This window comes from Sphingobacterium siyangense, from assembly GCF_007830445.1.
GTDB lineage: Bacteria > Bacteroidota > Bacteroidia > Sphingobacteriales > Sphingobacteriaceae > Sphingobacterium > Sphingobacterium siyangense.
On record NZ_VLKR01000050.1, the window covers coordinates 1 to 23,595 of the forward strand.

At 40.1% G+C, this 23,595-nt stretch carries 20 protein-coding genes; 6 read left to right on the plus strand and 14 right to left on the minus strand.

Annotated features, from left to right (window positions below):
- Positions 1-1,450: 1,450 nt before the first annotated feature.
- Entirely contained in the window at positions 1,451-2,473 is a 1,023-nt protein-coding gene (locus IQ31_RS25800) for a LacI family DNA-binding transcriptional regulator (RefSeq protein ID WP_070567173.1), read from the plus strand.
- A 141-nt stretch (positions 2,474-2,614) separates the two neighbouring features.
- Here the strand turns inward: IQ31_RS25800 and uxuA are convergent, their stop codons facing one another.
- The 9 genes from uxuA to ettA form a co-directional block, all read right to left on the minus strand.
- Complete coding sequence (uxuA, locus tag IQ31_RS25805; RefSeq protein ID WP_088160738.1) at positions 2,615-3,775, minus strand: mannonate dehydratase; 1,161 nt, start codon at positions 3,773-3,775, stop codon at positions 2,615-2,617.
- A gap of 12 nt (positions 3,776-3,787) precedes the next feature.
- Positions 3,788-4,606 carry an SDR family oxidoreductase gene (locus tag IQ31_RS25810; RefSeq protein WP_088160737.1) on the minus strand — a complete coding sequence of 273 codons (819 nt, stop codon included), beginning with the start codon at positions 4,604-4,606 and terminating at the stop codon, positions 3,788-3,790.
- 79 nt (positions 4,607-4,685) lie between these two features.
- Positions 4,686-4,874, minus strand: coding sequence for a cbb3-type cytochrome oxidase assembly protein CcoS (ccoS, locus tag IQ31_RS25815; protein ID WP_088160736.1), 189 nt, complete (start codon positions 4,872-4,874; stop codon positions 4,686-4,688).
- A gap of 5 nt (positions 4,875-4,879) precedes the next feature.
- Positions 4,880-7,273 (minus strand): heavy metal translocating P-type ATPase, encoded by a 2,394-nt coding sequence (locus IQ31_RS25820; RefSeq protein ID WP_145331102.1) that lies wholly within the window; start codon positions 7,271-7,273, stop codon positions 4,880-4,882.
- A 9-nt stretch (positions 7,274-7,282) separates the two neighbouring features.
- Positions 7,283-8,653, minus strand: a complete 1,371-nt coding sequence (hemN, locus tag IQ31_RS25825) for an oxygen-independent coproporphyrinogen III oxidase (protein ID WP_201303496.1) — start codon at positions 8,651-8,653, stop codon at positions 7,283-7,285.
- Between the two features lies 1 nt (position 8,654).
- On the minus strand, positions 8,655-9,071 hold the full coding sequence (locus IQ31_RS25830; RefSeq protein ID WP_088160734.1) for a Rossmann-fold NAD(P)-binding domain-containing protein: 417 nt from the start codon (positions 9,069-9,071) through the stop codon (positions 8,655-8,657).
- Between the two features lie 362 nt (positions 9,072-9,433).
- Positions 9,434-10,501: a response regulator gene (locus IQ31_RS25835; RefSeq protein ID WP_088160733.1), complete on the minus strand. Its 1,068-nt coding sequence runs from the start codon at positions 10,499-10,501 to the stop codon at positions 9,434-9,436.
- A 42-nt stretch (positions 10,502-10,543) separates the two neighbouring features.
- The gene (locus IQ31_RS25840; RefSeq protein WP_088160732.1) at positions 10,544-11,728 is read right to left on the minus strand and encodes a PAS domain-containing sensor histidine kinase; all 1,185 of its coding nucleotides are present in this window, start codon (positions 11,726-11,728) and stop codon (positions 10,544-10,546) included.
- Between the two features lie 9 nt (positions 11,729-11,737).
- On the minus strand, positions 11,738-13,420 hold the full coding sequence (gene ettA / locus IQ31_RS25845; protein ID WP_046672222.1) for an energy-dependent translational throttle protein EttA: 1,683 nt from the start codon (positions 13,418-13,420) through the stop codon (positions 11,738-11,740).
- 185 nt (positions 13,421-13,605) lie between these two features.
- On the opposite strand from ettA, the gene IQ31_RS25850 reads away from it, so the two are divergent.
- Both IQ31_RS25850 and IQ31_RS25855 read left to right on the plus strand, forming a co-directional pair.
- Entirely contained in the window at positions 13,606-16,131 is a 2,526-nt protein-coding gene (locus IQ31_RS25850) for an ATP-dependent Clp protease ATP-binding subunit (protein WP_145331104.1), read from the plus strand.
- A gap of 139 nt (positions 16,132-16,270) precedes the next feature.
- Positions 16,271-16,690, plus strand: a complete 420-nt coding sequence (locus tag IQ31_RS25855) for a hypothetical protein (RefSeq protein WP_145331106.1) — start codon at positions 16,271-16,273, stop codon at positions 16,688-16,690.
- Positions 16,691-16,755: 65 nt separating this feature from the next.
- On the opposite strand, the gene recN is transcribed toward IQ31_RS25855, so the two are convergent.
- Positions 16,756-18,417, minus strand: a complete 1,662-nt coding sequence (recN, locus tag IQ31_RS25860; RefSeq protein WP_145331108.1) for a DNA repair protein RecN — start codon at positions 18,415-18,417, stop codon at positions 16,756-16,758.
- A gap of 303 nt (positions 18,418-18,720) precedes the next feature.
- On the opposite strand from recN, the gene IQ31_RS25865 reads away from it, so the two are divergent.
- Entirely contained in the window at positions 18,721-19,335 is a 615-nt protein-coding gene (locus IQ31_RS25865) for a SprT-like domain-containing protein (RefSeq protein ID WP_145331110.1), read from the plus strand.
- 67 nt (positions 19,336-19,402) lie between these two features.
- Positions 19,403-19,816 carry a hypothetical protein gene (locus IQ31_RS25870; RefSeq protein WP_088160727.1) on the plus strand — a complete coding sequence of 138 codons (414 nt, stop codon included), beginning with the start codon at positions 19,403-19,405 and terminating at the stop codon, positions 19,814-19,816.
- 184 nt (positions 19,817-20,000) lie between these two features.
- Here IQ31_RS25870 and IQ31_RS25875 read toward each other — a convergent pair whose 3' ends face one another.
- The 4 genes from IQ31_RS25875 to IQ31_RS25890 all read right to left on the minus strand — a co-directional run bounded on the left by IQ31_RS25875 (position 20,001) and on the right by IQ31_RS25890 (position 22,625).
- The gene (locus tag IQ31_RS25875; protein WP_145331112.1) at positions 20,001-20,261 is read right to left on the minus strand and encodes a hypothetical protein; all 261 of its coding nucleotides are present in this window, start codon (positions 20,259-20,261) and stop codon (positions 20,001-20,003) included.
- A 97-nt stretch (positions 20,262-20,358) separates the two neighbouring features.
- A complete protein-coding gene (locus IQ31_RS25880; protein WP_145331114.1) occupies positions 20,359-20,676 on the minus strand; it encodes a hypothetical protein in 318 nt (105 codons plus the stop codon).
- Between the two features lie 11 nt (positions 20,677-20,687).
- Entirely contained in the window at positions 20,688-21,986 is a 1,299-nt protein-coding gene (locus IQ31_RS25885; RefSeq protein WP_145331116.1) for a FecR domain-containing protein, read from the minus strand.
- 111 nt (positions 21,987-22,097) lie between these two features.
- Positions 22,098-22,625, minus strand: a complete 528-nt coding sequence (locus tag IQ31_RS25890) for an RNA polymerase sigma factor (protein WP_145331118.1) — start codon at positions 22,623-22,625, stop codon at positions 22,098-22,100.
- Between the two features lie 257 nt (positions 22,626-22,882).
- On the opposite strand from IQ31_RS25890, the gene IQ31_RS25895 reads away from it, so the two are divergent.
- Complete coding sequence (locus IQ31_RS25895; protein ID WP_145331123.1) at positions 22,883-23,482, plus strand: MauE/DoxX family redox-associated membrane protein; 600 nt, start codon at positions 22,883-22,885, stop codon at positions 23,480-23,482.
- The last annotated feature ends 113 nt before the right edge of the window (positions 23,483-23,595 follow it).

The window sequence follows — 23,595 nt, forward strand, 5'->3', positions numbered from 1 at the left end:
GCCGCTAGCGTTCATCCTGAGCCAGGATCAAACTCTCCATTGTAAAATGAAGTTTTTGATTCCAACTATTTACATAATCAGAATTCTTTTTTTATATCTCTGATCTTGGATCGAATTGAACGAATTACTTGAATTTGTTCATGACTTTCGTTTGTCTACTCGTCACGCTTACATGATTGTGTTTTCTTAAAGAACTTTGTCGCTTCAACTTCCGTATCCGCTATATTCCGATGGCATTGCGCCCTCTTTATCTTTTTTGTTTTTCCCTTCGTTTCCGTTGGGACTGCAAAGGTAGAAATCTTTTCTGAACTTCCAAAAACTTTTTTAAGTTTTTTTTTCTTTTCTCTTTTTTTCGATTTCCGCGTTTAAAATAAAATCAGCTGGATTTTAAATCCTGCCAAACTTCTCTTAAACCCTTCTTTTTTTCATGATTCTTTCTTTCGAAGTAACCGTGCCTCCCTTGCGGAGTGGTGCAAAGATAGGGAGTTTACAAACAAACTTCCAAGCCTTTTGTTCTTATTTATTTTATTTTGCCCTTAACTGCCTGTAAGGGTGCGAGATTCTTTTTGTAGAAAGGCTCGCCGGGGATTTCAGCACCGACTGCAGGGGCAAACATAAGCAACCAGGAATGGGTGCCACGCCAAGCAGATGAACGGTGACAGGCGGTTATCGATAAGGCCGGAATACCTTCTTCTGTAGCTATACTTTTGTACCGTTTTACTTAGGTTTAGTTTAGGTTTTAGTTAGGTTTTGTTTAGGTATAGTATAGGTTATAGCTAAACAAAACCTAACTTATTGCTAAGCTAAATATAAACAAAAGCTAACCTAAGGAATAAGAAGCCCTCAACTTTTCTTTATTTACTGGGGAAGCACGGCTCATTTAGGGCAAACTTGGGTTCCGCCCCGTGGACAGGGCTCCGGCTGCTACGCAGGGCTTGCGGGAACCTTCGGCTCCCCTCCCCACCTGCTTCGTACCATGCTCGGGGTAGGTTTGCCCTGCAACCGTGTCCTGTCCGTGTTGAGTCCGTGTTGAGTCCGACTCTGGCACGGATTCAGGTTACTTTTAAGGTAGCCGCACCCTGCCCGCAGGGCGAAACTAAGCCCTAGCTAAACCCTCGCTAGGCTCATTCAGGATAGATTCTGGACTGGTTCAAGATCGAAAACGAAACGAACCGCAGCGCGACATCTTACCTAGAAATACCGAAAAATAGCCAAAAAACACCAAACACTCGGACTCGCATAGGTTACATGGGCCAAAAAGCCCTTGGTTAGCTTCGAGTATGTTGAACTTCTTTTTAATTTTGAAGAGGGATTAGAAAAAGGAAATCCTGCCAATCAAATCCATTGACTAAGTCCCAGCCGACCATAGATAATGGCTAATTATGAAGATAAAAACGCATTTATACATTTTTTTATGTAGATTTATCTTCTTAAAATAACCACCAGAGCGATGAGCAGAACTACCCTGAAAGATATAGCGTTGGCACTCAACATTTCTGTTTCGACGGTTTCCAAAGCATTATCAGACAGCTACGAAATAAGTGAAGCGACTAAAAAGATGGTTCAGGAATATGCCAAAAAGCATAATTTCCACCCAAATAAGTTGGCACGGAGCTTAAAAATAGGAAAATCCAATACAATAGGGGTTATTGTATCCAACATTAGCAATACATTCGTTTCACAAATCCTCGATGGAATTCAAATAGCCTCTCAACAGACGGTCTATGACGTTATTTTCATGCAAAGCCGGGAAGACGAACGGATCGAAAAAAATTGTATTGACGTCTTACGCATGCGCGGTATTGATGGCTTAATGATATCTCCGGTTTCTTCCGATTCAAATATTGAAGAGCTAAAAGCATTGATAAAATCGCAGATCCCCGTCGTTATTTTTGATCGTATCAATCACCAGCTCGACACATTCAAGGTTGGTGTCAATAATTTCCAGGGTTCATATAATGCCACAAAGCATCTCATCGAACAAGGTAAAAAGAATATTTTGCATATCACCGGAAAGAACTTAGGTGTGGCAGCCGAACGATTAAATGGCTTCAAATCTGCTTTATCAGATGCGGGGATTCCTTTTGATACTAGACATTATATCGAATGTAGTTTTAATAATACCACCGATATAGACGAAACAATTCGGGAGATTTTGCGCAAAGAATATCTTGAACATAAAAGTATAGATGCAATTTTCGGTGCTACGGATGTTATTACAACCCGAACACTAGGTATTTTGGCTGAGCTTCAGATTCAAGTCCCTTCCGAGGTCGCGGTTATTGGTTTTTCAAACACACAGATAGCAGCTTCCTTAAATCCGGCACTATCCACAATTGTACAACCGGCAACAGAAATTGGGGAACTGGCGACAAATAAATTAATCGCCACCATTAACCAAACAAGACCAATACATGAATTTGAAACGATTGAGCTTCCAACACAGCTCATCATTCGCAAATCTTCCTTATAATTCTTTTGATTATAGTCTCGCCGACATACTTAAAACAAAACAGTCGGGAAATAAGACGTTAGCGCTCTTATTTCCCGACTGTCTTTATGCTAGACCACTATTACAGGTCATAATCTCTAATCTTCGCCTGAATTATTGGTATCATTCACCAACAATACCATACTCTAGGCCCCGTAATTCCGCAAGCCCTCTCAATCTTCCAATGGCAGAATACCCTGGATTTGTTACTTTATTCAGATCATCCAGCATCTGATGACCGTGATCTGGTCTGAATGGGATCGCTGTAGATCTCAATTGATTTTCAGCAACCAGAATTTTCATGATTTTATACATATTGACATCCCCATCCAAATGGTCTGCCTCATAAAAGCTTCCGATCGCATCTTTCCTCACATTCCGTAAGTGAACAAAGTTTACCCGCCCTTTAATATTTTCTAAGATAGCCGGCAGATCGTTTGTCTGACTGGCCCCCAAGGATCCTGTACAAAAGCAGACACCATTAAATCGTTGTGGAACCGCATTTAAAAAATAATCGAAATCCGCACCATTACTGGCGATGCGGGGCAAACCTAAAATAGGATACGGTGGATCATCGGGATGAATAGTCATACATATACCGTTATCCTCACAAGTTGCCGCAATTCCCTGAAGGAAATAAACCAAATTATCGCGTAAACCATCTTTCCCAATATGTTTATAGGTATCAATGCTCGCTTTTAACGCTTCCAATTCCACATTCTTCTCTCCGGGGATCCCCATTAAGACAACATTTGCCAATTCTTCTTTTTGCTGTTCGGAAATTTCATCAAATCGTAAAGTCGCCCGTTTAACAACATCCGCTGGATACGCTGTCTGTGCTTCATCACGTTTCAATATAAAAATATCAAAAAGTGCCAGATCAATCCAGTCAAAATACAATGCTTTTGAACCATCCGCCATGGTTAAATCCAATTGTGTACGTGTCCAGTCCAGCACCGGCATAAAATTATAACAAATTGTTTTGATGCCGCATTGTGCGAGATTGGTTAAAGTCTCATTATATTTCTGGAGGTATTCATCGACCCTAGCACCTTTTGTCTTAATCTCCTCATGTACTGTCACACTTTCCACAACAGACCAGGTAAGACCAGCATCTTCTATAATGCGTTTTCTTTCTTGAATATCGGCAAGGGGCCATACCTCACCGTGTGGAATATGATGTAATGCCGTAACAATACCAGTAGCTCCAGCCTGTTTGATATCTTGTAAAGATACCGGGTCATTGGGGCCATACCAACGCCAGGTTTGTTCTAATTTTCTCATCTTAAAGTTTAATTAAACGCCACACCATGCATTAAAACCACCATCGACAAAAACCGTCTCCCCTGTCACAAAGGCCGATGCATCACTCAATAGATAGATTAAAGTTCCTTTTAACTCACGAGGGTCGCCCAAACGGTTATAGGGAGTTCCGTTAAGAATACGTTTGGTACGGTCGCTATACGTACCGTCTGGATTGATCAATAAGTTTTTGTTCTGCTTGGTTAAGAATACGCCGGGAGCGATTGCATTGACACGAACTTGATCGCCATAACGCTGAGCGAGCTCGGTGGCCATCCATTTTGTATACCCATCGATACCGTGTTTTGCAACAGTATAGCCCAAAACACGTGTAAAAGGACGACTGGCTGTAAGAGAAGATATATTGATGATGACGCCTTTTCCGCTTTCAGCAATCACACGACCAATAATATGCGTAGGAATCATTGTACCATACAAATTAAGCTCTATCGCTTTAATGGTATCCTGAATATTGCTCGCAAATAAATCTTGATCGGCACCAATTGTTGCACCTGGAATGTTGCCTCCAACGGCGTTTACTAAAGCGTCTATCCTACCCCACTTTTGCAAAACTTCATCTTTCGCCCGAGTGACATCCTGTTCGTTCATGATGTCAACTTCAACAAATATAGCTTCGCCACCAACAGACTCTACCTGCTGAACACGCTCCGCTCCGATTTGTCCATTACGTCCAAGTACTGCGACTTTGGCTTCTGCCTCGGCCAAAGCCTCAACAAATGCTTCGCCTAAAATCCCTGTACCTCCCGTAATTACAACTACCTTATCTTTTAATGAAAATGGATTATTATGCATGTATTTTTATTTCAAATTGGTATTTACCCCCAATTTTATTGATAATAACCTTAATTACAAAAAAAAGTAATTGATTTAATTACGATAACGTTTTAGTTACGTCACCTTCTTTATCTTCCTCTTCTGTCGTTTCATCATCAAACAGAATCCGTATAGAAGGTGTATAGGTATCATTATGTTGACCGGTTTTATTTGCCCAGAAAAAAGCACATAGAAAAACCAAAGCCAACAAAACACTACAACCGATCAAAATATACATTATTTCCATAACAACTAGAGTTTACGACGTTTGGCATACCACCTCGTCATGAGACTTGTAAAAGAGATGATCGTTACCGTACTTATTGGCATTAGAATCGCGGCAAATAACGGCGACATAATACCCTGCACGGCAAAGCTCAATCCAATTACATTATATAAAAGAGAGATACCAAAGCTCATGTGTATTACTTTCACCGCATCTTTGCTAAAAGCAAAGAAATCCGGCATTTTTGAAAATGACTCCCCATCCAGTATCGCATCGCAGCCGGGAGAGAAGTTATTGATATCATCACTCACGGCGATGCCCAGATCTGCTTTACGCAATGCCCCCGCATCATTAAGACCATCACCAATCATGCAGACATGCTTTCCTGCTACCTGAAAATTTTGAATGGTTTCCAGTTTTTCCATTGGTGATTGATTAAAAAGCAAACTTGCATTCGAGGGAAAAATTAACTGGAGTGCATCCAGACGTCTATCGTTATCCCCTGAGATTAAATGAAGGTCGTATTCGACTTTAAAATCTTCAATCAAAGCCGAAAGGCCATCCCGCCAGGATTGCTCCATAGTAAAATATCCTTTTAACTCCTCACCTATACGAATAAAAACCACAGAACCATCTGTTTTAATATTACCGATATTCAAAAAGTTAGCACTACCGATTTTAATTTCCTTGCCACTTACATTAGCCTGCATCCCCTTTCCCGGAAATTCCTTAAAATCCTGTATCGAAATAGCAGAAGAGACATTCAGCCACTTGACGATTTCACGGCTCAACGGATGGCTAGAGTTTCTACATACCGCATTCAGTAGCTTTTTGTCAACTGCCGAAAGGCTACCTTCAAAATAAATTGAGGTTGCTTTAGGCGACGATATTGTGCCAGTTTTATCGAACACCAGGGTATCAATCCTCGCCATCTGCTCAATAGCAGCCGTATTTTTCACATAGAACTTATTTCGATCAAAAATACTTAGCGCTGCAGAAAGGGTAAATGGAGAGCTTAACGCCAACGCACATGGACATGCAATAATTAATACCGCCGTAAAAGCACCCCAAGCCCGGCTTGCACTTCCATCAACGGCCCAAAATAAGGCAGCCAATAGTGCAATAGCCAATAAAACAACAGTAAAATATTTACTTATAAAGTTGACAAAAGTCTGAAAATGTTTGTCATAATCTTTATAATTCTCATTATTCCATAATTTGGTCAAATAGGACTGTGAAATCGGTTTGACCACTTCAAGTTCTATCGCTTCCCCCGTCTGGCGTCCGCCGGCATAGATAATTTCGCCTAAGGTCTTACTGACCGGACTTGATTCACCCGTTACAAAGCTAAAATCTATCGCAGCATCACCTTTTAAAAGCATAGCATCGGCCGGTATAATTTCATTGTTCCGAACCAAGATACGGTCACCTATATGAACGTCAGCTAATTGTACAGGTTTATCCCCCGATTCGGTCAATACTGTTACAGCCACCGGAAAATAACTCCGGTAATCCCGTTCAAATGAGATATGATAATAGGTACGTTGTTGTACCCATTTTCCGATCAATATAAAAAACACAAGACTACAGAGTGTATCCGTAAAACCAGCTCCTGTCTGTGTGATCACCTCAAACGCGGAACGCAAAAATAACACGAGGATTCCCAGGGCTAATGGAACATCTAGATTCAACCGCTTTTGTTTCAGACTCCGATAGGCCGATTTAAAATAATCCGACGCACAATACAATAAAACAGGGAGACCAAAGGCAAGGTTTATATAACCAAAGAAATTGGCATATTCCTTTTCAAAACTCCCCATTCCAAAATAATCAGGAAAACTGAATAACATAGAATTTCCAAAACAGAAACCGGCAACAGCAATTTTTGCAACCAAAGGATTCAGATTATTTCTATTCCCTTCCTTTACAACATCCTGCAAAGTGATTTTAGGGTCATAACCGATATTGACCAAAAGATAAACCAGGTCTTTCAATGGCAGCTCATTGTGATTGAATGTAATGCTCGCCTGTTTCTTCATAAAGTCCACGCGCGACTGCAGTACATTGGGATTGAGTTTATATAAATTTTCCAGCAACCAGATACAAGAGCTACAGTGAATAGCCGGAATATAAAAGGTGATGATGGTCATCTTATCATCTTTATAATCCACTAATTTACCGGCTATCTGTGGTTCATCCAGATAAGAAAAATCTTCTTGCTTGGATTTATTCGATTTACCCGGGTGCTGATTATAGCGATAATATTGCTGCATACCACTATCGTTCAGTACTTGGTAAACGGTCTGACAGCCCAGACAGCAAAAATCGTGATGATCGAGCTGATAACCCGTTTCCTCAATTTTATCGCCGCAATGGAAACATTTTTCTGCGAGTTGTATTTCATCCCTTAGCTCTGCCATACCTTCGTTCTAAATTGCCTGACTAAATAATTGATTTTGTGCTTTTGAACGCAATAATCGCTGATCAAAGGCCATACAGATATTTCTTAAAAAAGAGCGTCCAATAGCAGTACATTGAATTAGATCGCCGGATATGGAGACTAAACCATCTGCAACAAGTTCAGACAATTCGTCGATAATCTGCTCATTCAGCGGCGCACCTGTCGGCAACTGCACTTTGCCTTTACACATCATATCGAGGATATAACGCCTTACAAGAAGATCCTCCTCGTTGAGTATATGTCCTTTTACAACGGGCAATACTCCTGCATCAATAAGTTTATGGTATTCTTCTACGGTCTTCACATTTTGAGCAAAAGCCCCCCAGGCATCGCTGATCGAAGAGACTCCGATACCGATTAACAAGGGACTAAATCGATCGGCATACCCCATAAAATTGCGATGTAATCTTTCTTGTTGAAAAGCCACAAATAACTCGTCCTCTCTTTTCGCAAAATGATCCATACCGACATCTTCATAGCCATGGGCCAAAATCATTTTTTTCCCAAGGTTATATAAGGCGAGTTTGGCTGCGCCATGAGGTAGATCTGCTTCAGTATAATGCCGTTGACCGGGTTTTATCCAAGGCACGTGGGCATAGCTATAGAAAGAGATCCGGTCTGGACCGAGCAGCATCGCTTTTTGGATCGTATCTTCCACCGTAGCCAATGTTTGCTTAGGCAATCCATAGATCAAATCGAAGTTGATCGACTCAAATCCAATTTTCCGCGCATTCAGCATAACCTCCTCCACTTCCTCCAAAGTTTGATGCCTATTGATCACGAACTGCACAAGTGGATCAAAATCCTGTATTCCCAGGCTCAAGCGCCGAAATCCCAAGTCAAATAAGGTTTCTAAATGTGTGACGGTTGTATTAGCAGGATGAGCTTCGAAAGAGAATGAACGATCAGGAGCCAGGTCTGCGTGTTTAAGGATCCCCTCAATCAGTACTTTCAAATTATCCGGATGGAAAAAGGTCGGAGTACCACCACCCAAATGTATTTCTGCCAATAACGGTCTTTCTCCCTTAAATAAAGCGACATACATTTCCCATTCTTTCAAAAGAGAGGCAATATAAGGTTCTTCAACGCGATGGTTTTTTGTAATGCGCGTATTGCAGCCACAATAAGTACAGAGGCTTTCACAAAAAGGAAGGTGTATATATAAGCTGATACCTTTTTCTTTCGACTGCTGGAAAGTTTGGTAGACTTGATTAGTCCAAGCCGCCCGAGAAAATGCTTCATTATCCCAAAAGGGAACAGTAGGATAGCTTGTATAGCGCGGTGCGGCAACATTATATTTTTGCACCAATTCTTCCATTGTAACCTGCGATGTAATCATTTTATTTTATTTTTTTAGCACAGTCGTTTAGACAACAACAGGCTTTACCAACACATTTTTCTAATCCCCATAAGTTGAGATTCCGGACGGTCTGCTCTGCCAGTCCTTTTGGACTCTGATCTTCAAATGGTGCATTGGCAATCTGAATATTCAGATCTCCAGCCTTTACCAGATCGATATGAGCAGTATCCTTACTGCGGGTCATAATCTTATTGATCCCTAACCCTTTTAAATTAAGTAGCATGCTCTCGTCCAAAATATCGCTCACGGAAATAACTACCGCATCTTTTCCACGCGCATAATTCTGTGTCTCCGCATTTAATCCATTTGAAATCAAAGTCAAATCATGTTGTTTGGCATTTGCCAATGCCCAAAACTCTTTTTCAAATGACCTTACATTATATACTACTACTTTCATTCTGATTCTACAATCACCAATTAAGGTTTATCCTAAGAACAAAAGTAAATCATGCATATGGGCAAAAAGATGATATAGCACCACACCTTAAAATGATATTTATCACAATTCACAAAAACTTGCATGATTTCGCTAACACCAACAGCTGTAAAACTCAACCGAAAGCTATTATCTGGCCAATAATCGCGTAAAACACGGTCATCGAAACCGAACTAGTTCAATAAAACGTCAAAGCGAGCTCGCATTGTTACTTTAATGAAAAGACACAAATCAGTAAACATAGACTATCAGAAAAAAGGCGTGTTCAGAAAAACTGAACACGCCTTTTTTTATGTTGATTTTTAAATCTTCGCTGCTGATCCCTACTGCTTCACATCCCGCAGGTTCTTGATAGAATTGATGTATATTTTTCCTTTTTCTTTCGAAATCAGTTTTTCTTCTTTAAAGTCGGAGAGCATACGGGAAACAGTTTCATTGGCTGTACCTGCAATTGAAGCTAGGCCGTCTCGTGTCACATCAATTGAGCATGCATCAGCCTCATTGATATTGACTCCACTTTTTTCAGCAACGCTAATCAAGGCATTGGCGACACGCTTACGGACAGAATGATAGGCAAAACCCAGCAATTGCTCTTCTTTTTCACGTAAGTCGACAGAAAGGAGCTTAATAAATTTACTGGCTATTGCAGGTTTTTTCCATAACAGCTCCAAAAAACTGTCCTTTGGAATCAACACAATTTCACTTTGTTCAACAGCTTCGGCGTAGTCTTCATAATTATCATTCAACAAAATCGAAGCATAACCAAAGTAATTGCCTTCAATAAAAATACCTGTAGACAGCTCACGTCCATCTTTATAGGACTTAAAGCTGCGCACCTGACCAGATTTCACAAAATAGACGTACGTTGGCGAATCATCTTTTTCATAAATAGACTGTTTTTTCTTCACTGTTTTCACCCGTGAATTGGCAATTAGCTCTTTTAGCAACAATACCTGCTCTTCGGCGCTCAAACTCAAATCTTCTTCCTGAGGAATATCTGCTGCAAGCTGCTCATGTCTTTTGAGGCGAACATCTATTGCATTCATCAATTCGACATCATCAAAAGGTTTCGTCAAATAATCATCCGCCCCCATTTCCATCGCTTTGCGCATATCTGCGCGTTCCGCTTTGGCAGTCAGAAAAATGAACGGAATTTTGGTTGTACTTTCAATTTTGCTCAACATAAATAAGACCCCGTAACCATCCAATTCAGGCATCATGATATCACAGAGAATCAAATCAGGAATATGTCTTGTCGCCAGGTCGACGCCAACGCGCCCATTTTCGGCTGTAATGACATCATACCTTCCTGTCAACTCCAATATTTCGGTAGTCCCTTCTCGGATATCGATATTATCTTCAATAATTAGAATTGTCTTTTTATTTCTCATCTGCAATTATTTATTCAGTTATGCGAATCTGCAAGTTCACCTTTATTTAAAGCTTACTCTGAATGAAGTTCCTTTGTGTACTTCCGATTCAAATTCCATCTGCCCCGCCATCAATTCGATGTATCGTTTTACAATATTCAAACCTAATCCTGTACCAGGGATATTACCTGTATTATGTGCTCTAAAAAAAGGCTCAAACAAATGTACCTGATCTTCCTCGGGTATACCAATACCATTGTCTTTTACGGATATTAAGCAGCCTTCGTCGTCGATACAGGTTGTGAATTCGATCAAGGTATCTTCTCCGGAATATTTGATCGCGTTGGAGATTAAGTTGACCAAAGCATTTTTCAACAAATTTGGATCTAGGGTGAAATGCCCAATTTCTCCGGTATGTTGGTATACAATATGCTGATTTTTCTTACAGATCAATTGCATTTCTTCGGTGATCTCTTCTGCCAGCTCAACGAGATTGATGTATTGCTTATTCATCACAACAATACCCGCTTCTAATTTTTCAAGTGACAGAAAGTCGTTCAGGATACTTGTGAGCAATTGAACTGCACTTTTAATTTTATTGGTGTGTTTAATGATATTAGCCTTATCATCCGGTCGTTCGGAATACTTTTCAATCAGAGAAGCTGAAAGCTGAACCGAGCTTAAAGGTGTCCGGAACTCATGCGAGGCCATGGACACAAACCGTGATTTCAGCTGGTTAAGTTCAATTTCTTTTTCCAAAGACTTTGAGACTTCTGCTTTCGCTTTTTCAAGTTCAGATACCAGCGAGATCAGGTCGCGTGTACGCTCACTTACTTTATGTTCAAGTTCGGCTGAATGTTGCTTGAGCATATCCTCGGCAGCTTTCTCACGCGATAAATCGTGAATAAAGCCGGTAAAGATATTCTTATCTTTTAACCAAACCTCACTGACTGCCAAGCGGAATGGAAATGTTTCTCCATTTTTCTTTAAGCCCATCACTTCACGGCCGATTCCGATAATTTTCTTGTGACCTGTGGTTTGGTAATTATGCAGATAACCATCGTGATTACCACGATCAGGTTCAGGCATTAACATGGAGATATTGTGTCCGATCACTTCTTCAGCCTGATAACCGAACAATTCCAAGGCAGCAGGGTTAATGCTTTCCACATTCCCCCTGTTGTCTATGGTAATTATTCCATCAATAGCGTGATCTATTATAGCAGCTAAAAGCCTTCCACCGTCCATGATCGTTGCTTATTTTACCAGTTTCTTGTATTTAATACGGTGCGGTGTTACGTCACCAACGCGTTTTTTACGGTTTTCTTCATATTCAGTGTAGTTACCTTCAAAGAAATAAACCTGTGAATCCCCTTCAAAAGCAAGGATATGGGTACAGATACGATCCAGGAACCATCTATCGTGGGAGATCACAACGGCACAACCACCGAAATTCTCCAAGCCTTCTTCCAGTGCCCGTAAGGTATTTACATCAATATCATTGGTCGGCTCATCGAGTAAGAGCACATTTGAGCCTTCTTTGAGTGTAATAGCCAAGTGAACACGGTTACGTTCTCCACCGGAAAGTACACCTACTTTCTTTTGTTGATCAGCACCGTTAAAATTAAATTTGGAAACGTAAGCTCTTGAGTTTACCGAGCGGTTACCCAGCATCATATTGTCGCTGCCACCCGTAATATTTTCCCAAACCGATTTTTCAGGATCGAGGTCATGGTGCATTTGGTCTACGTAACCCAATTTTACTGTTTCTCCAACCTTGAACGACCCCGTGTCAGGTGTTTCCTGACCTGTAATCAGACGGAATAAGGTTGTTTTACCCGCACCGTTGGGTCCAATAATCCCTACGATACCCGCAGGCGGCAACATGAAACTCAAATTTTCAAACAAGATACGATCGCCATACGCTTTGGAAATATTCGTTGCCTCAATGACCGAATTACCTAAACGTGGTCCCGGAGGAATAAACAATTCCAATTTTTCTTCGCGTTCTTTCGTTTCCTCAGAAGCTAATTTTTCATAGTTATGCAAACGGGCTTTCGATTTGGCGTGGCGTGCTTTCGGTGCCATACGCACCCATTCCAGCTCACGTTCCAAGGTTTTTTGACGTTTGGTTTCCTGTTTTTCTTCCTGTGCCAAGCGTTTTGCTTTTTGATCTAACCAAGAAGAATAATTTCCTTTCCAAGGAATACCCTCACCGCGATCCAATTCAAGTATCCATCCGGCTACATTATCCAAGAAATAACGGTCGTGGGTAACGGCAATGACCGTTCCTTTATATTGTTTTAAATGTTGTTCTAACCAATCAATCGACTCGGCGTCCAAGTGGTTGGTCGGCTCATCCAGGAGTAATACATCAGGTTCCTGCAACAATAAGCGACATAATGCTACACGTCTGCGCTCACCACCTGACAAATTGACAATCTTCGCATCTGGTTCGGGGCAACGTAAAGCATCCATTGCTCTTTCCAATTTCGAATCGATTTCCCAAGCGTTAGTGGCATCAATGATATCCTGAAGTTCCCCTTGTCTTGCCAACAATTTGTCCATCTCATCGGCATTTTCATACACCTCTGGCAAGCCAAATTTTTCGTTGATTTCTTCGTATTCCTGTAAGATGGCTGTAATTTCAGCGACACCTTCCTGAACGACTTCAAGAACAGTCTTTTCAAGATCCAATTGAGGTTCTTGTGCTAAATAACCCACAGAGTAACCTGGGGAGAACACCACCTCGCCTTGGTAGGACTTATCCAATCCAGCGATAATTTTTAATAGGGAAGATTTACCTGATCCGTTTAAACCGATCACACCGATCTTCGCGCCATAGAAAAAAGATAAATAGATATTTTTTAACACTTGTTTTTGAGGCGGATAGATTTTGTTGACACCCGCCATCGAAAAAATGATCTTCTCGTCTGACATAAAATTTAAAAAAATTCGAAAACTCTTATTATATTAACATACAAATGTAATCTTTTATACTGACATTTTGGACGTGTAACGGTCATGGCTTAATTGTTGATGACATTATTTAAAATAATTTTAAGGTTTGAAATGCAGAATTTACTACATTTATATATCCTTAATATAAAACAGAAAGGTATTCAATGGAAGCAAAATTTTCACCGCGCGTAAAGGATGTCATATCGTACAGTAGAGAGGAAGCTTTGAGATTGCGTCACGATTATATAGGAACGGAGCATTTATTGCTCGGATTAATTCGTGAAGGCGATGGTATGGCGATAAAGATCCTTAAAAACATAGGCATTGACACGACAGCACTACGTCAATCTGTGGAGGACGCAGTGAAGGGGGCATCGGTTTCACGCGCTCCTATTGGCAATATGCCATTAACAAAACAGGCTGAAAAAGTTTTGAAGATCACTTATTTGGAAGCTAAAATATTCAAATCGGACATCATCGGAACGGAGCATCTATTATTGGCTATCTTACGAGATGAAGATAATATTGCTTCTCAGATTTTACAACAATACAATGTGACTTACGACATCTTCAAATCTGAAGTTGAGCAAAATAGAACGACCATCAAGGATGAGGCTCCGGGCTCTCCTACCGGCGACGATGATTTTGCTGAGGATGATCAATATATCCAACCTAAAAAAGTTTCGGATATCAAATCCAAAACTCCGGTATTGGACAACTTTGGCCGTGATTTGACCAAAGCTGCCGAAGAGGGTAAATTGGATCCTATTGTGGGTCGCGAGAAAGAAATTGAGCGTGTATCTCAAATTTTATCCCGACGCAAGAAGAACAATCCTTTGTTGATCGGTGAACCGGGAGTTGGTAAATCAGCTATTGCGGAGGGACTTGCTCTTCGTATTGTCCAACGCAAGGTCTCACGTGTACTATTCAATAAGCGTGTAGTCACATTGGATCTGGCTTCATTGGTTGCCGGGACGAAATATCGCGGTCAATTTGAAGAACGTATGAAAGCGGTCATGAATGAGCTAGAGAAATCACCGGATGTCATCTTATTTATCGATGAGATTCACACCATCGTTGGTGCAGGTGGCGCTTCAGGATCGTTAGATGCTTCCAATATGTTCAAACCAGCCTTGGCAAGAGGAGAAATCCAATGTATTGGTGCAACCACATTGGACGAATATCGTCAATACATTGAAAAAGATGGTGCTTTGGACCGTCGTTTCCAACGTGTAACGATTGAGCCGGCAACACATGATGAAACGGTTGAGATATTGAATCGTATCAAGGAGAAATATGAGGATCACCACAATGTGACCTACACTCCCGAAGCGATTGAAGCCTGTGTGTCGTTAACAACACGTTATATTACAGACAGATTCTTACCAGATAAGGCTATTGATGCTTTGGATGAGGCAGGCTCTCGCGTGCACTTAAACAATATTCATGTACCGCAGTCCATTATTGACATTGAAAATAAAATTGAAGAGGTCAAATTGGAAAAGAACAAAGTCGTTCGTAGTCAAAAATACGAAGAGGCTGCCAAATTGCGTGATACGGAGAAAAAATTGATCGAAGAGCTCGAGAAAGAAAAAATCGCTTGGGAAGAAGAGACGAAGTCTAAACGCTATACTGTTTCAGAAGAAAATGTTGCTGAAGTAGTGGCCATGATGACAGGTATTCCAGTACAACGTGTTAGTCAAACAGACAGTCAAAAACTGTTGAATATGGCTGAGTTGATGAAGGGAAGAATCATTGGTCAAGATGACGCTGTCGGTAAATTGGTGAAAGCTATTCAACGTACACGTGCGGGCTTGAAGGATCCAAAAAAACCAATTGGCTCATTTATCTTCTTGGGTCCTACTGGGGTCGGTAAAACAGAGTTGGCTAAAGAATTAGCGCGATTTATGTTTGATACAGAAGATGCACTGATCCAAATTGACATGAGCGAATACATGGAGAAATTTGCGGTATCTCGCCTTGTTGGAGCGCCTCCAGGATATGTTGGTTATGAAGAAGGTGGTCAATTGACTGAAAAAGTACGTCGTAAACCTTATGCGGTTGTCTTATTGGATGAGATTGAGAAAGCTCACCCGGATGTATTTAATCTCATGTTACAGGTGTTGGACGAAGGCCAATTGACAGATAGTTTGGGCCGTAAAGTAGATTTCAGAAATACCATAATCATTATGACTTCAAATATTGGTGCACGCCAATTGAAGGAATTTGGTCAGGGTGTTGGTTTCACCACTGCAGCAAAGTCACAACAATCTGATGCACATTCACGTGGAGTTATTGAAACCGCTTTGAAAAGAGCTTTCGCTCCTGAATTTTTGAACCGTATCGATGATGTCATTGTGTTCAACTCATTGACAAAAGAGAATATCTTCAAAATCATTGATATTGAATTAAGGTCATTGTTCAAACGTATCGCTGATTTGGGTTATACCATCAATTTAACGGATGAGGCAAAAGATTTCATCGCAGACAAAGGTTATGACAGTAATTTTGGTGCACGTCCATTAAAACGGGCAATACAAAAGTATTTGGAAGATCCAATTGCGGAAGAAATCCTAAAAGGAACTGTACAAACTGGTTCGGTGTTGACGGTGAGCATTAATCCTGAAACGAAAGATATTGAGGTATCTAGTTCAGATTCTAAGTCTTCAAAAGATGCTGCCGAGAAGTAAGGTTTAGCGGTATCAAAAAATAATTTTATAAAAATGCACCTTTATGGTGCATTTTTTGTTATAAACAAAGTTGACGTTAAACTATCGAATCATTTTATCGTCCTATAATAAAAAAAATATCACAAATAACACGCACAATATGAAAAGACTTTTATTCGCAGCATTAATTGGAACCGCAGCCTTGGTTTCATTTTCTTCTTGTAAGAAAGAATATATTACACAAGAAGTGAACGTCTTAGACGGCACAAGTTATGTATTTCCCGTAAAATCAACTGAATGGATTAAAGAGGGCAATAACACTTATAGAAAAGACGTCGCAATCAGTGATTTAGATCAACGTTATTATGAAGACGGTCATGTTAGTGCGGCGATCATTTTTGACACATCTAATGATAGATACGAAGCGATTCCTTCAGAACTATATGGATATCAGTTTTCGTACAATTACTCTATTGGTGTTGTTCGCATTTATGCCAATGATATAAGCGGAAGTACACCAGTTGCGCCTGACAATATGAAAGTTAAGATCGTTTTAACGGATGCGAGTATAGGAAACTAGGAATTTATTTTCAAAACTATAATGCCTCAAAAGTTAGTTGTTTTTGAGGCATTTTTTTATGTTAACTATCCTTTCAGTAACAACTCCGCATGTTCCAGTGCTGCATCTGTGGGATTGGTACCACTGAGCATCTGAGCAATTTCCTTGACTCTCCCCTCTTGATCTAACCGAACAATGTTAGATATGGTTCGGTTGGCTTTGTCTTCCTTATATACCTTATAATGCGCAGCACCTTTAGCTGCAATTTGCGGTAAATGGGAAATAGCAATAACCTGCATATTCTCAGCAAGACTTTCCATCACCTCTCCTACGCGTAGCGCAACCTCTCCAGAGATTCCTGTATCGATCTCATCAAAAATAATAGTAGGTAATGCAGAAGTTTTAGCAACTAAGGATTTAATGGCCAACATAACACGAGAAAGCTCTCCTCCCGATGCAACCTTATGAATCGATTGCAATGCCTGTCCTTTATTGGCCGAAAATAAAAACTGTATTGAATCCATCCCTGATTCCCGCATATCCCCCTCCTTTAATGGTTCAAGATTAATTTGAAGTCGTGCATTCGGCATACCTACATTTGACAAGGTCGCCTGCACATCCTTTGCGATCATCTCCAGTACCTTTCTCCTGGCTGCTGATAGTTCCTTTGCGTTTTTCTGGGCAATGGCTAATTTAGCCACAACCTCTTTTTCCAATCGCTCCAATTGCTCATCCGAAGAATTTATAGCAAACAGTTTGGATTCAAGATCATCACGTAATTTGATCAACTCCTCAACGGAGTCCACATGATGTTTTTTCTGTAAGGAATACAATAAGCTCAAGCGCTCATTGATTTCCAATAAAGTACCTTCGTCGATTTGGGTATCCTCCTCAAGAGAGCTCAGCTCTGCAGCGACATCCTTCAGCTCAATCCATGTGCTCTTTAATCGTGCAGCCAAATCTGCAGCCTCAGGCAGAAATGAGGCAATGCCTTCCACCTGGCTCATCGTCTCTTTTAAACGGCTTAAAACTGCCGTATCTTCATTTTCCAATAGATGTGATGCCCCAGTTAGTGCACGCTTGATATCTTCTGCATTTTCCAACTGCCGCTGTTGTACTTCGAGTTGTCCCTGTTCATCTGCGACCAATCGGGCGGCGTCAAGTTCATCAAATTGAAACTGAAAATAATCCTGTTCTATTGCAGCTTTTTTTACCAGATCCTTAAATTCTTCGAGTTCTTTTTTGGCTTTCTTATAAGCGAAGAAGCTCTCTCGATGGCTTTGCTTCAGTCCGAAAGAGCCTGCTACACTATCCACTACCAAAAACTGAAAATCTTCTGTATTAATCTGCAATGTTGCATGTTGAGAATGCACATCAATCAACTGCTCGCCTAAAGCTTTAAGGATAGCCAGGGTGACGGGAGAATCATTAATAAATGCCCGGGATTTACCATCGGGAGATATCTCTCTTCGAATAATCGTATGGTCCGCGTAATCGAGATCATTTTCCTCAAAAAAACGAAGTAGCTGGTAAGAACCAATTTTAAATTCCCCTTCAATCACACATTTCTTGGTTGGGTCGAAAAAATGCTTGCCCTCTGCTCTATTTCCTAAGATCAACGATAATGCTCCCATGATAATAGATTTACCGGCACCGGTTTCACCGGTAATCATATTCAAACCTTTATCAAATTGGATTTCCAATTCGTTGATGAGCGCATAATTTCTAATATGTAAGGTATCTAGCATATTCTTGAAGGTCTAATTACAGTTTAGAGGAAATACCGTTCCTCAATCGGATCCTATGTTTCATGAACCTTTCTGTAGGTAATTTACCTAAAACTCAGGCGATTTCAATATATTTTATTTTAAAAAAACAGCTACTCTGCTTTAATAACATGCCCACTTTTAATATTCTTAGGTACTAAATACTAAAAATAATATCATTTTTCCAAATTAAAAACTACTATTTTTAGTAAACTGATTTTATTTTTGACAAAAGAATGTTCTCATTTAGCACTATTGACATGAATAAATCCCTATTTTTATGGCATGCAAGATTATAGTGCTACGCTTAAAAAATACATGCCTGAAGAAGCTGCGCCGATTATATCCAACTGGATTAATCATACCCGCTGCTTATTTAAGATCTCTCGTTCAAGGAGTACCAAACTAGGAGATTACCGTGCGCCATTTAAAGGAAGCCCACACCGCATCTCAGTCAACCATGACTTAAATTCCTATTCATTTCTGATTACGACGATCCATGAATTTGCCCATTTACAAACCTGGAACAAACACCAGCATCGTGTCAAGCCACATGGTACTGAGTGGAAAAATAATTTCAAGGAACTGATGGAGCCCTTCCTTAAATTGAATATTTTTCCAATCGATATTAGCAGTGCCATTCATCGCTACATGGAAAACCCCGCGGCTTCAAGCTGCACGGACCTTCACCTGTTTCGCACCTTAAAATCATACGATACCGTCAAAACCAGTGCCCTTACGGTGGAATCTTTGGAGGATGGCCATTTCTTTAAACTAAAAAATGGTCGTTCATTTCAACGCATTGAAAAGGTAAGAAAACGCTATAAGTGCATGGAATTGACCAGCAAACGCATGTACCTATTCAATCCAATAGCGGAGGTATTTCTGTTGGAACAATGATTTTTGACAAATACATTCATTATATTTTTATCTTTGCTAACTTAGGAAATAATTAAAGAGAGCTTTTATGTTACACTTACACTCGACTATAGCAATTGTATTATTGCTAGCCCTGGTGATATCGATCGTGATCACCCTATCAAACTACCTAGGCAACAAACCGTACAACCGTAAAATTGCTTTATTGGGTTTTATCGCATCACATATTCAATTATTGGTGGGATTGATTTTATTCTTTTATTTAAAGTACCCATCAATGATCTCTGGCGCCGTAATGAAAGATCCGACATTACGTTTTAAAATCATCGAACACCCTTTGACAATGATCATTGCCATTGTATTGATCACAATTGGTTACTCTAAAGCTAAAAAGATTGAAAATGCCAGAAAAGCAAACCAAACAGTTGTAATTTTCTATATCATCGGTTTGATCTTGATCCTTGCTCGTATTCCTTGGTCTACTTGGTCATTATTTGCATAATCCAGCTATCAACCATATAAAAAAGGCATCAATTTTTAAGTAATTGATGCCTTTTTTAATAGCTATACATTTCGGTGTTATCGCAGCTGACGTAATTGCTTAGCAAGATCTAAACAACTCATATAGCCACAAAAAAAGCTTCAGTAAAAAACTGAAGCTTCCTAATATCTTAGTTGACTTTTAATTAGTCACGGTTTTTTCCAAATCCCAAAATTCCGAAAACGGTTTTGAATGCGATAAGTGCACCTACGATCATGGAGATGTTAGCTATTGCGGAAAACAAAAAGGTTTGTTGATTCATTGCCGTACATACATCCGGTACAAAACGGATAAATGTACCTATTAAACCTAAAGCGATCGCTACTACCAATGTTTTGTAGTAATGAGTTTGATTCGCATTATTATCAGTTGTCTTTGGACCTCTTGGTTGTACAGTTTCTGCCATTTCAATTTCGATTTTATTCGATACAAATGTACAAAATAATCTATGTTAGAAAAATAAAAATGAAAAAACCAGTGATCATCAATTATTCTACATATTTCTATTCATATTTTTCTTTTTTTCGACTGTACTCATGTGGATGCTCTTTCGTAATATGAAAGCCACCACAAAATTCACAATTATACACATAACGTTGTTTAGGTCTTCCTCCTCCATTGCTATATTGGTGCTTTCGCCGATGTTTTTTTTGCCGCCATTTCTCATAGTTCCACTTCAACCAGTAAATAAAAAAAGTCGCTTCAGCCCGACGGTTAAATCGTACTTTTCCTGTAGCCCGACATTTACGACGTTCAACCAGCGTATTTATTTCAATAGTTCTCAATACTTCATCTATAAATTCCTTACCTAGATTCATCATAAATTCCTTTCTTATTTGAATGCCCGACTTCTACTGTCCGACAGCCTCATGGCTACCCGATCACGTTTGTCTTCTGGGCAGAAGCTTATCATTCCTTCCTTTTCGTGAAGCAGTATCCCTGCTTGGCGAATCGCAGCATATACGTCTTCCTTACCACTTTGATAGCAAATGGATACCGAAATATGTTTGTTCTTTGGAATACAATCCCATTTTTTTATTACAAATCCTTCCCAGCGACTCATTTCATCAACGAAGACATACAATGGTATATCTTTATAGACACGAATTTTTCGGGTCCACATCCGAGCATCTTCAAAATCCAGATTCGCCACATACCCCATTGTATCTTGCACATGCTGATTTTTACCTAACTTTTTAGCTCCAACAAAAACAAAGTCTCCAGGACAGATTATTGACCGCTCTTTTTTCAGGTGGTAAGCGTAGACGTGCAACGTTCCATCATTTAAAATTGTCTTCATCATGCTTGTATCGGATCTAACTAAAAAGTCAGCGTGACGGGCAATTAATTCACCTTTTTCCGTACCTATAATCAAAGGAGCATTTCTGCTCCGCCTTTTAGCATTCACATAAGCCTCTCCATGTATGTACACTATAGTCGAGTCTCGTTTTACGATCGGATAGCTCAATCTGGACTGTGCATTTAAGCGTATCTGTGTCCCATCTTCCAGCTCGACTACACATTGCTGCCGCGGACCAGTATAAATATCCAGACTTGTACGTCCAGCGGGAACATCATGTTGTGCGCGCTGTTTCCTTTCGATGCGCAGCAATCCCTCCTTGGTACGACTTATCGCGAGTTCTCCCAAGCGCACTATTTCACCGAATGTACCCTGTTCTATCCTTATCCAAGAGGAATCAGCTGCCAAAAGCAGACAGGAAGATTCCGCTATTGGAATTTCTTCCTTAGCACCCACATTGAGACATTGACTGTCCAAATGTAACATCACATCCTTTTTTTGCCTCGAAGAAAAGAAGTACAGGACCGTAGCTCCAATAAATAAGGCCAATGTTGCCGCATAGCCGAGCATACTATACTGTTTTCTTTTACTCCTTTGTCTTATTTCTTCTCCCCTTCTTTGTATTTCTTCATAATCTGGCGTCCATTCGTCTAGCGAATCATTAGGCAATTGACCTTCAAGCTGCCCCAGTACTTCGATGAGCATAAAGTCATATTCGCCCTCCGAATAGTGTACCTTTCTCTCTGCCAATTCCGCCTCTTCATTTTCGGTTATTATTTCCAGCAGCTGCTTTTTAATCAGCTCTCGAATTTTTGTGTTATCGCGTTCCATTTTCTTCAATTCTAATCTATATTCAATTAATACTAGAACTCGCTATTAGATAAGTATAACTTATCTTTTTTTCTTAAATTTCAATCTATATTCAATTATACCGCAGTATGATTATCTCCTTAGGAGCTGCCAGATTTTGGCCAGTGCCGAACTCAATAGGTTACGGACCCGCTGTGGCCGCAGGCCATGCCGGTTTTCCAGCTCCTTATTGTCCAAACCGTTTACTTTGGCATCTATCAAGATTTTCCTTTCCATGGGTGTAAGCTGGTCGGATTTCAATAGAACTACATCCAGCAGTTCCCTATAATTTAGATTACGGTCGCTGTCATCGGCATGGGGTACATTGCGCAACTCATCTATGGGAACCTTCCGATCTCTTTTTTCCTGTCGAAGCATTTTGAGGGAAATATTTTTCGCTATCACCATCATCCAGACAAAAGGTTCTTTACGCAAGGCAATTTTTTCTCTTTCCACAAACAAGACGGTCAAGGTTTCCGAAATCACATCCTTGACCAGTTCATCATCATTGTTAACAACGTTTCTGATGCGTTTTTTTAGCTGGCTACCATGCTTAGCCATAATGAGCTTCAACCCACGGTCGGGCTCATTCACTAAAATTTCAAAAGGATCTTCATCCATATCTCATCATTTAAGTATTACAAAGGCTTTATACAGCTCGATAAGAAAAATACAACACTCATAAACAGTTAGTTATAAAATAAAACTATTTATAGCGGGTACATATTGCATCCTTATGGTAGCTCTATATAAACAGGAATGAAATAATTGAATTTGGTAAAACTAAGATACGAACACAAAACAAAATAAACAAATTAAATATCTGATTTATAAATAGTTGTATAAAATTTACGACCTGAAATTATACTGTTTAAAAAATGAAAACAAGAGCTTCACATATCACCGCTACCAGTATCCGTGTCTTTATGATAATCTTTTGGGCATGGGTAGCGCTCGACAAGCTTTGGAACCTACAGGGATTCCATTTAGCGCTAGAGCAACAGCCTTTTCCGGATTGGTGGGCAGGGATCTTGTTTTGGCTTCTACCTTTATTTGAATTGGGTATCGTGGTGCTACTTGCGATACATACTTATAAATTCAAAAAGCATACATTCTTCAATCCATTTTTGCTATCTGCCTTTTTATTGGCTGTCTTTACAGTCTATATCGGATTAGGCGTTGCAGGATTATATGCGCAAAAGCCTTGTGGCTGTGCTTCGGTATTGAGTCGATTATCCTGGAGCTGGCACCTCATTGTCAATCTGCTATTATTGTTCGCATCCATACTGGGGTTGTACTTGATTGGCCCAACTTCCCCCATGGCCAAGTGTAAGCAATACAAAAAGCAGGTAATTTTATTTTCTGAGAGACGCTTGCCGATTTCCGTTCCGATCTATTCTGTTATGCTGCTGCGTGTCAAAAAATACAAAATGCGATTTGCGCTCTTCCCGGCGGGGCCGGTAGAGATCAAATTATGATACGTGATGGTACAGCCCGTAAAAACAGATCCCGAGGCATAGATAGACTAACGCACCTCGTTAAAGCAACGTGTTAGTCAGTGTAAAAAAATAGAGTTTTTTGAGGTAATCTT

Coding starts and splice junctions, on each gene's coding strand:
- IQ31_RS25800 (WP_070567173.1), top strand. CDS start 1,451: ATGAGCAGAACTACCCTGAAAGATATAGCGTTGGCACTCAACATTTCT.
- uxuA (WP_088160738.1), bottom strand. CDS start 3,775: ATGAGAAAATTAGAACAAACCTGGCGTTGGTATGGCCCCAATGACCCG.
- IQ31_RS25810 (WP_088160737.1), bottom strand. CDS start 4,606: ATGCATAATAATCCATTTTCATTAAAAGATAAGGTAGTTGTAATTACG.
- ccoS (WP_088160736.1), bottom strand. CDS start 4,874: ATGGAAATAATGTATATTTTGATCGGTTGTAGTGTTTTGTTGGCTTTG.
- IQ31_RS25820 (WP_145331102.1), bottom strand. CDS start 7,273: ATGGCAGAGCTAAGGGATGAAATACAACTCGCAGAAAAATGTTTCCAT.
- hemN (WP_201303496.1), bottom strand. CDS start 8,653: ATGATTACATCGCAGGTTACAATGGAAGAATTGGTGCAAAAATATAAT.
- IQ31_RS25830 (WP_088160734.1), bottom strand. CDS start 9,071: ATGAAAGTAGTAGTATATAATGTAAGGTCATTTGAAAAAGAGTTTTGG.
- IQ31_RS25835 (WP_088160733.1), bottom strand. CDS start 10,501: ATGAGAAATAAAAAGACAATTCTAATTATTGAAGATAATATCGATATC.
- IQ31_RS25840 (WP_088160732.1), bottom strand. CDS start 11,728: ATGGACGGTGGAAGGCTTTTAGCTGCTATAATAGATCACGCTATTGAT.
- ettA (WP_046672222.1), bottom strand. CDS start 13,420: ATGTCAGACGAGAAGATCATTTTTTCGATGGCGGGTGTCAACAAAATC.
- IQ31_RS25850 (WP_145331104.1), top strand. CDS start 13,606: ATGGAAGCAAAATTTTCACCGCGCGTAAAGGATGTCATATCGTACAGT.
- IQ31_RS25855 (WP_145331106.1), top strand. CDS start 16,271: ATGAAAAGACTTTTATTCGCAGCATTAATTGGAACCGCAGCCTTGGTT.
- recN (WP_145331108.1), bottom strand. CDS start 18,417: ATGCTAGATACCTTACATATTAGAAATTATGCGCTCATCAACGAATTG.
- IQ31_RS25865 (WP_145331110.1), top strand. CDS start 18,721: ATGCAAGATTATAGTGCTACGCTTAAAAAATACATGCCTGAAGAAGCT.
- IQ31_RS25870 (WP_088160727.1), top strand. CDS start 19,403: ATGTTACACTTACACTCGACTATAGCAATTGTATTATTGCTAGCCCTG.
- IQ31_RS25875 (WP_145331112.1), bottom strand. CDS start 20,261: ATGGCAGAAACTGTACAACCAAGAGGTCCAAAGACAACTGATAATAAT.
- IQ31_RS25880 (WP_145331114.1), bottom strand. CDS start 20,676: ATGATGAATCTAGGTAAGGAATTTATAGATGAAGTATTGAGAACTATT.
- IQ31_RS25885 (WP_145331116.1), bottom strand. CDS start 21,986: ATGGAACGCGATAACACAAAAATTCGAGAGCTGATTAAAAAGCAGCTG.
- IQ31_RS25890 (WP_145331118.1), bottom strand. CDS start 22,625: ATGGATGAAGATCCTTTTGAAATTTTAGTGAATGAGCCCGACCGTGGG.
- IQ31_RS25895 (WP_145331123.1), top strand. CDS start 22,883: ATGAAAACAAGAGCTTCACATATCACCGCTACCAGTATCCGTGTCTTT.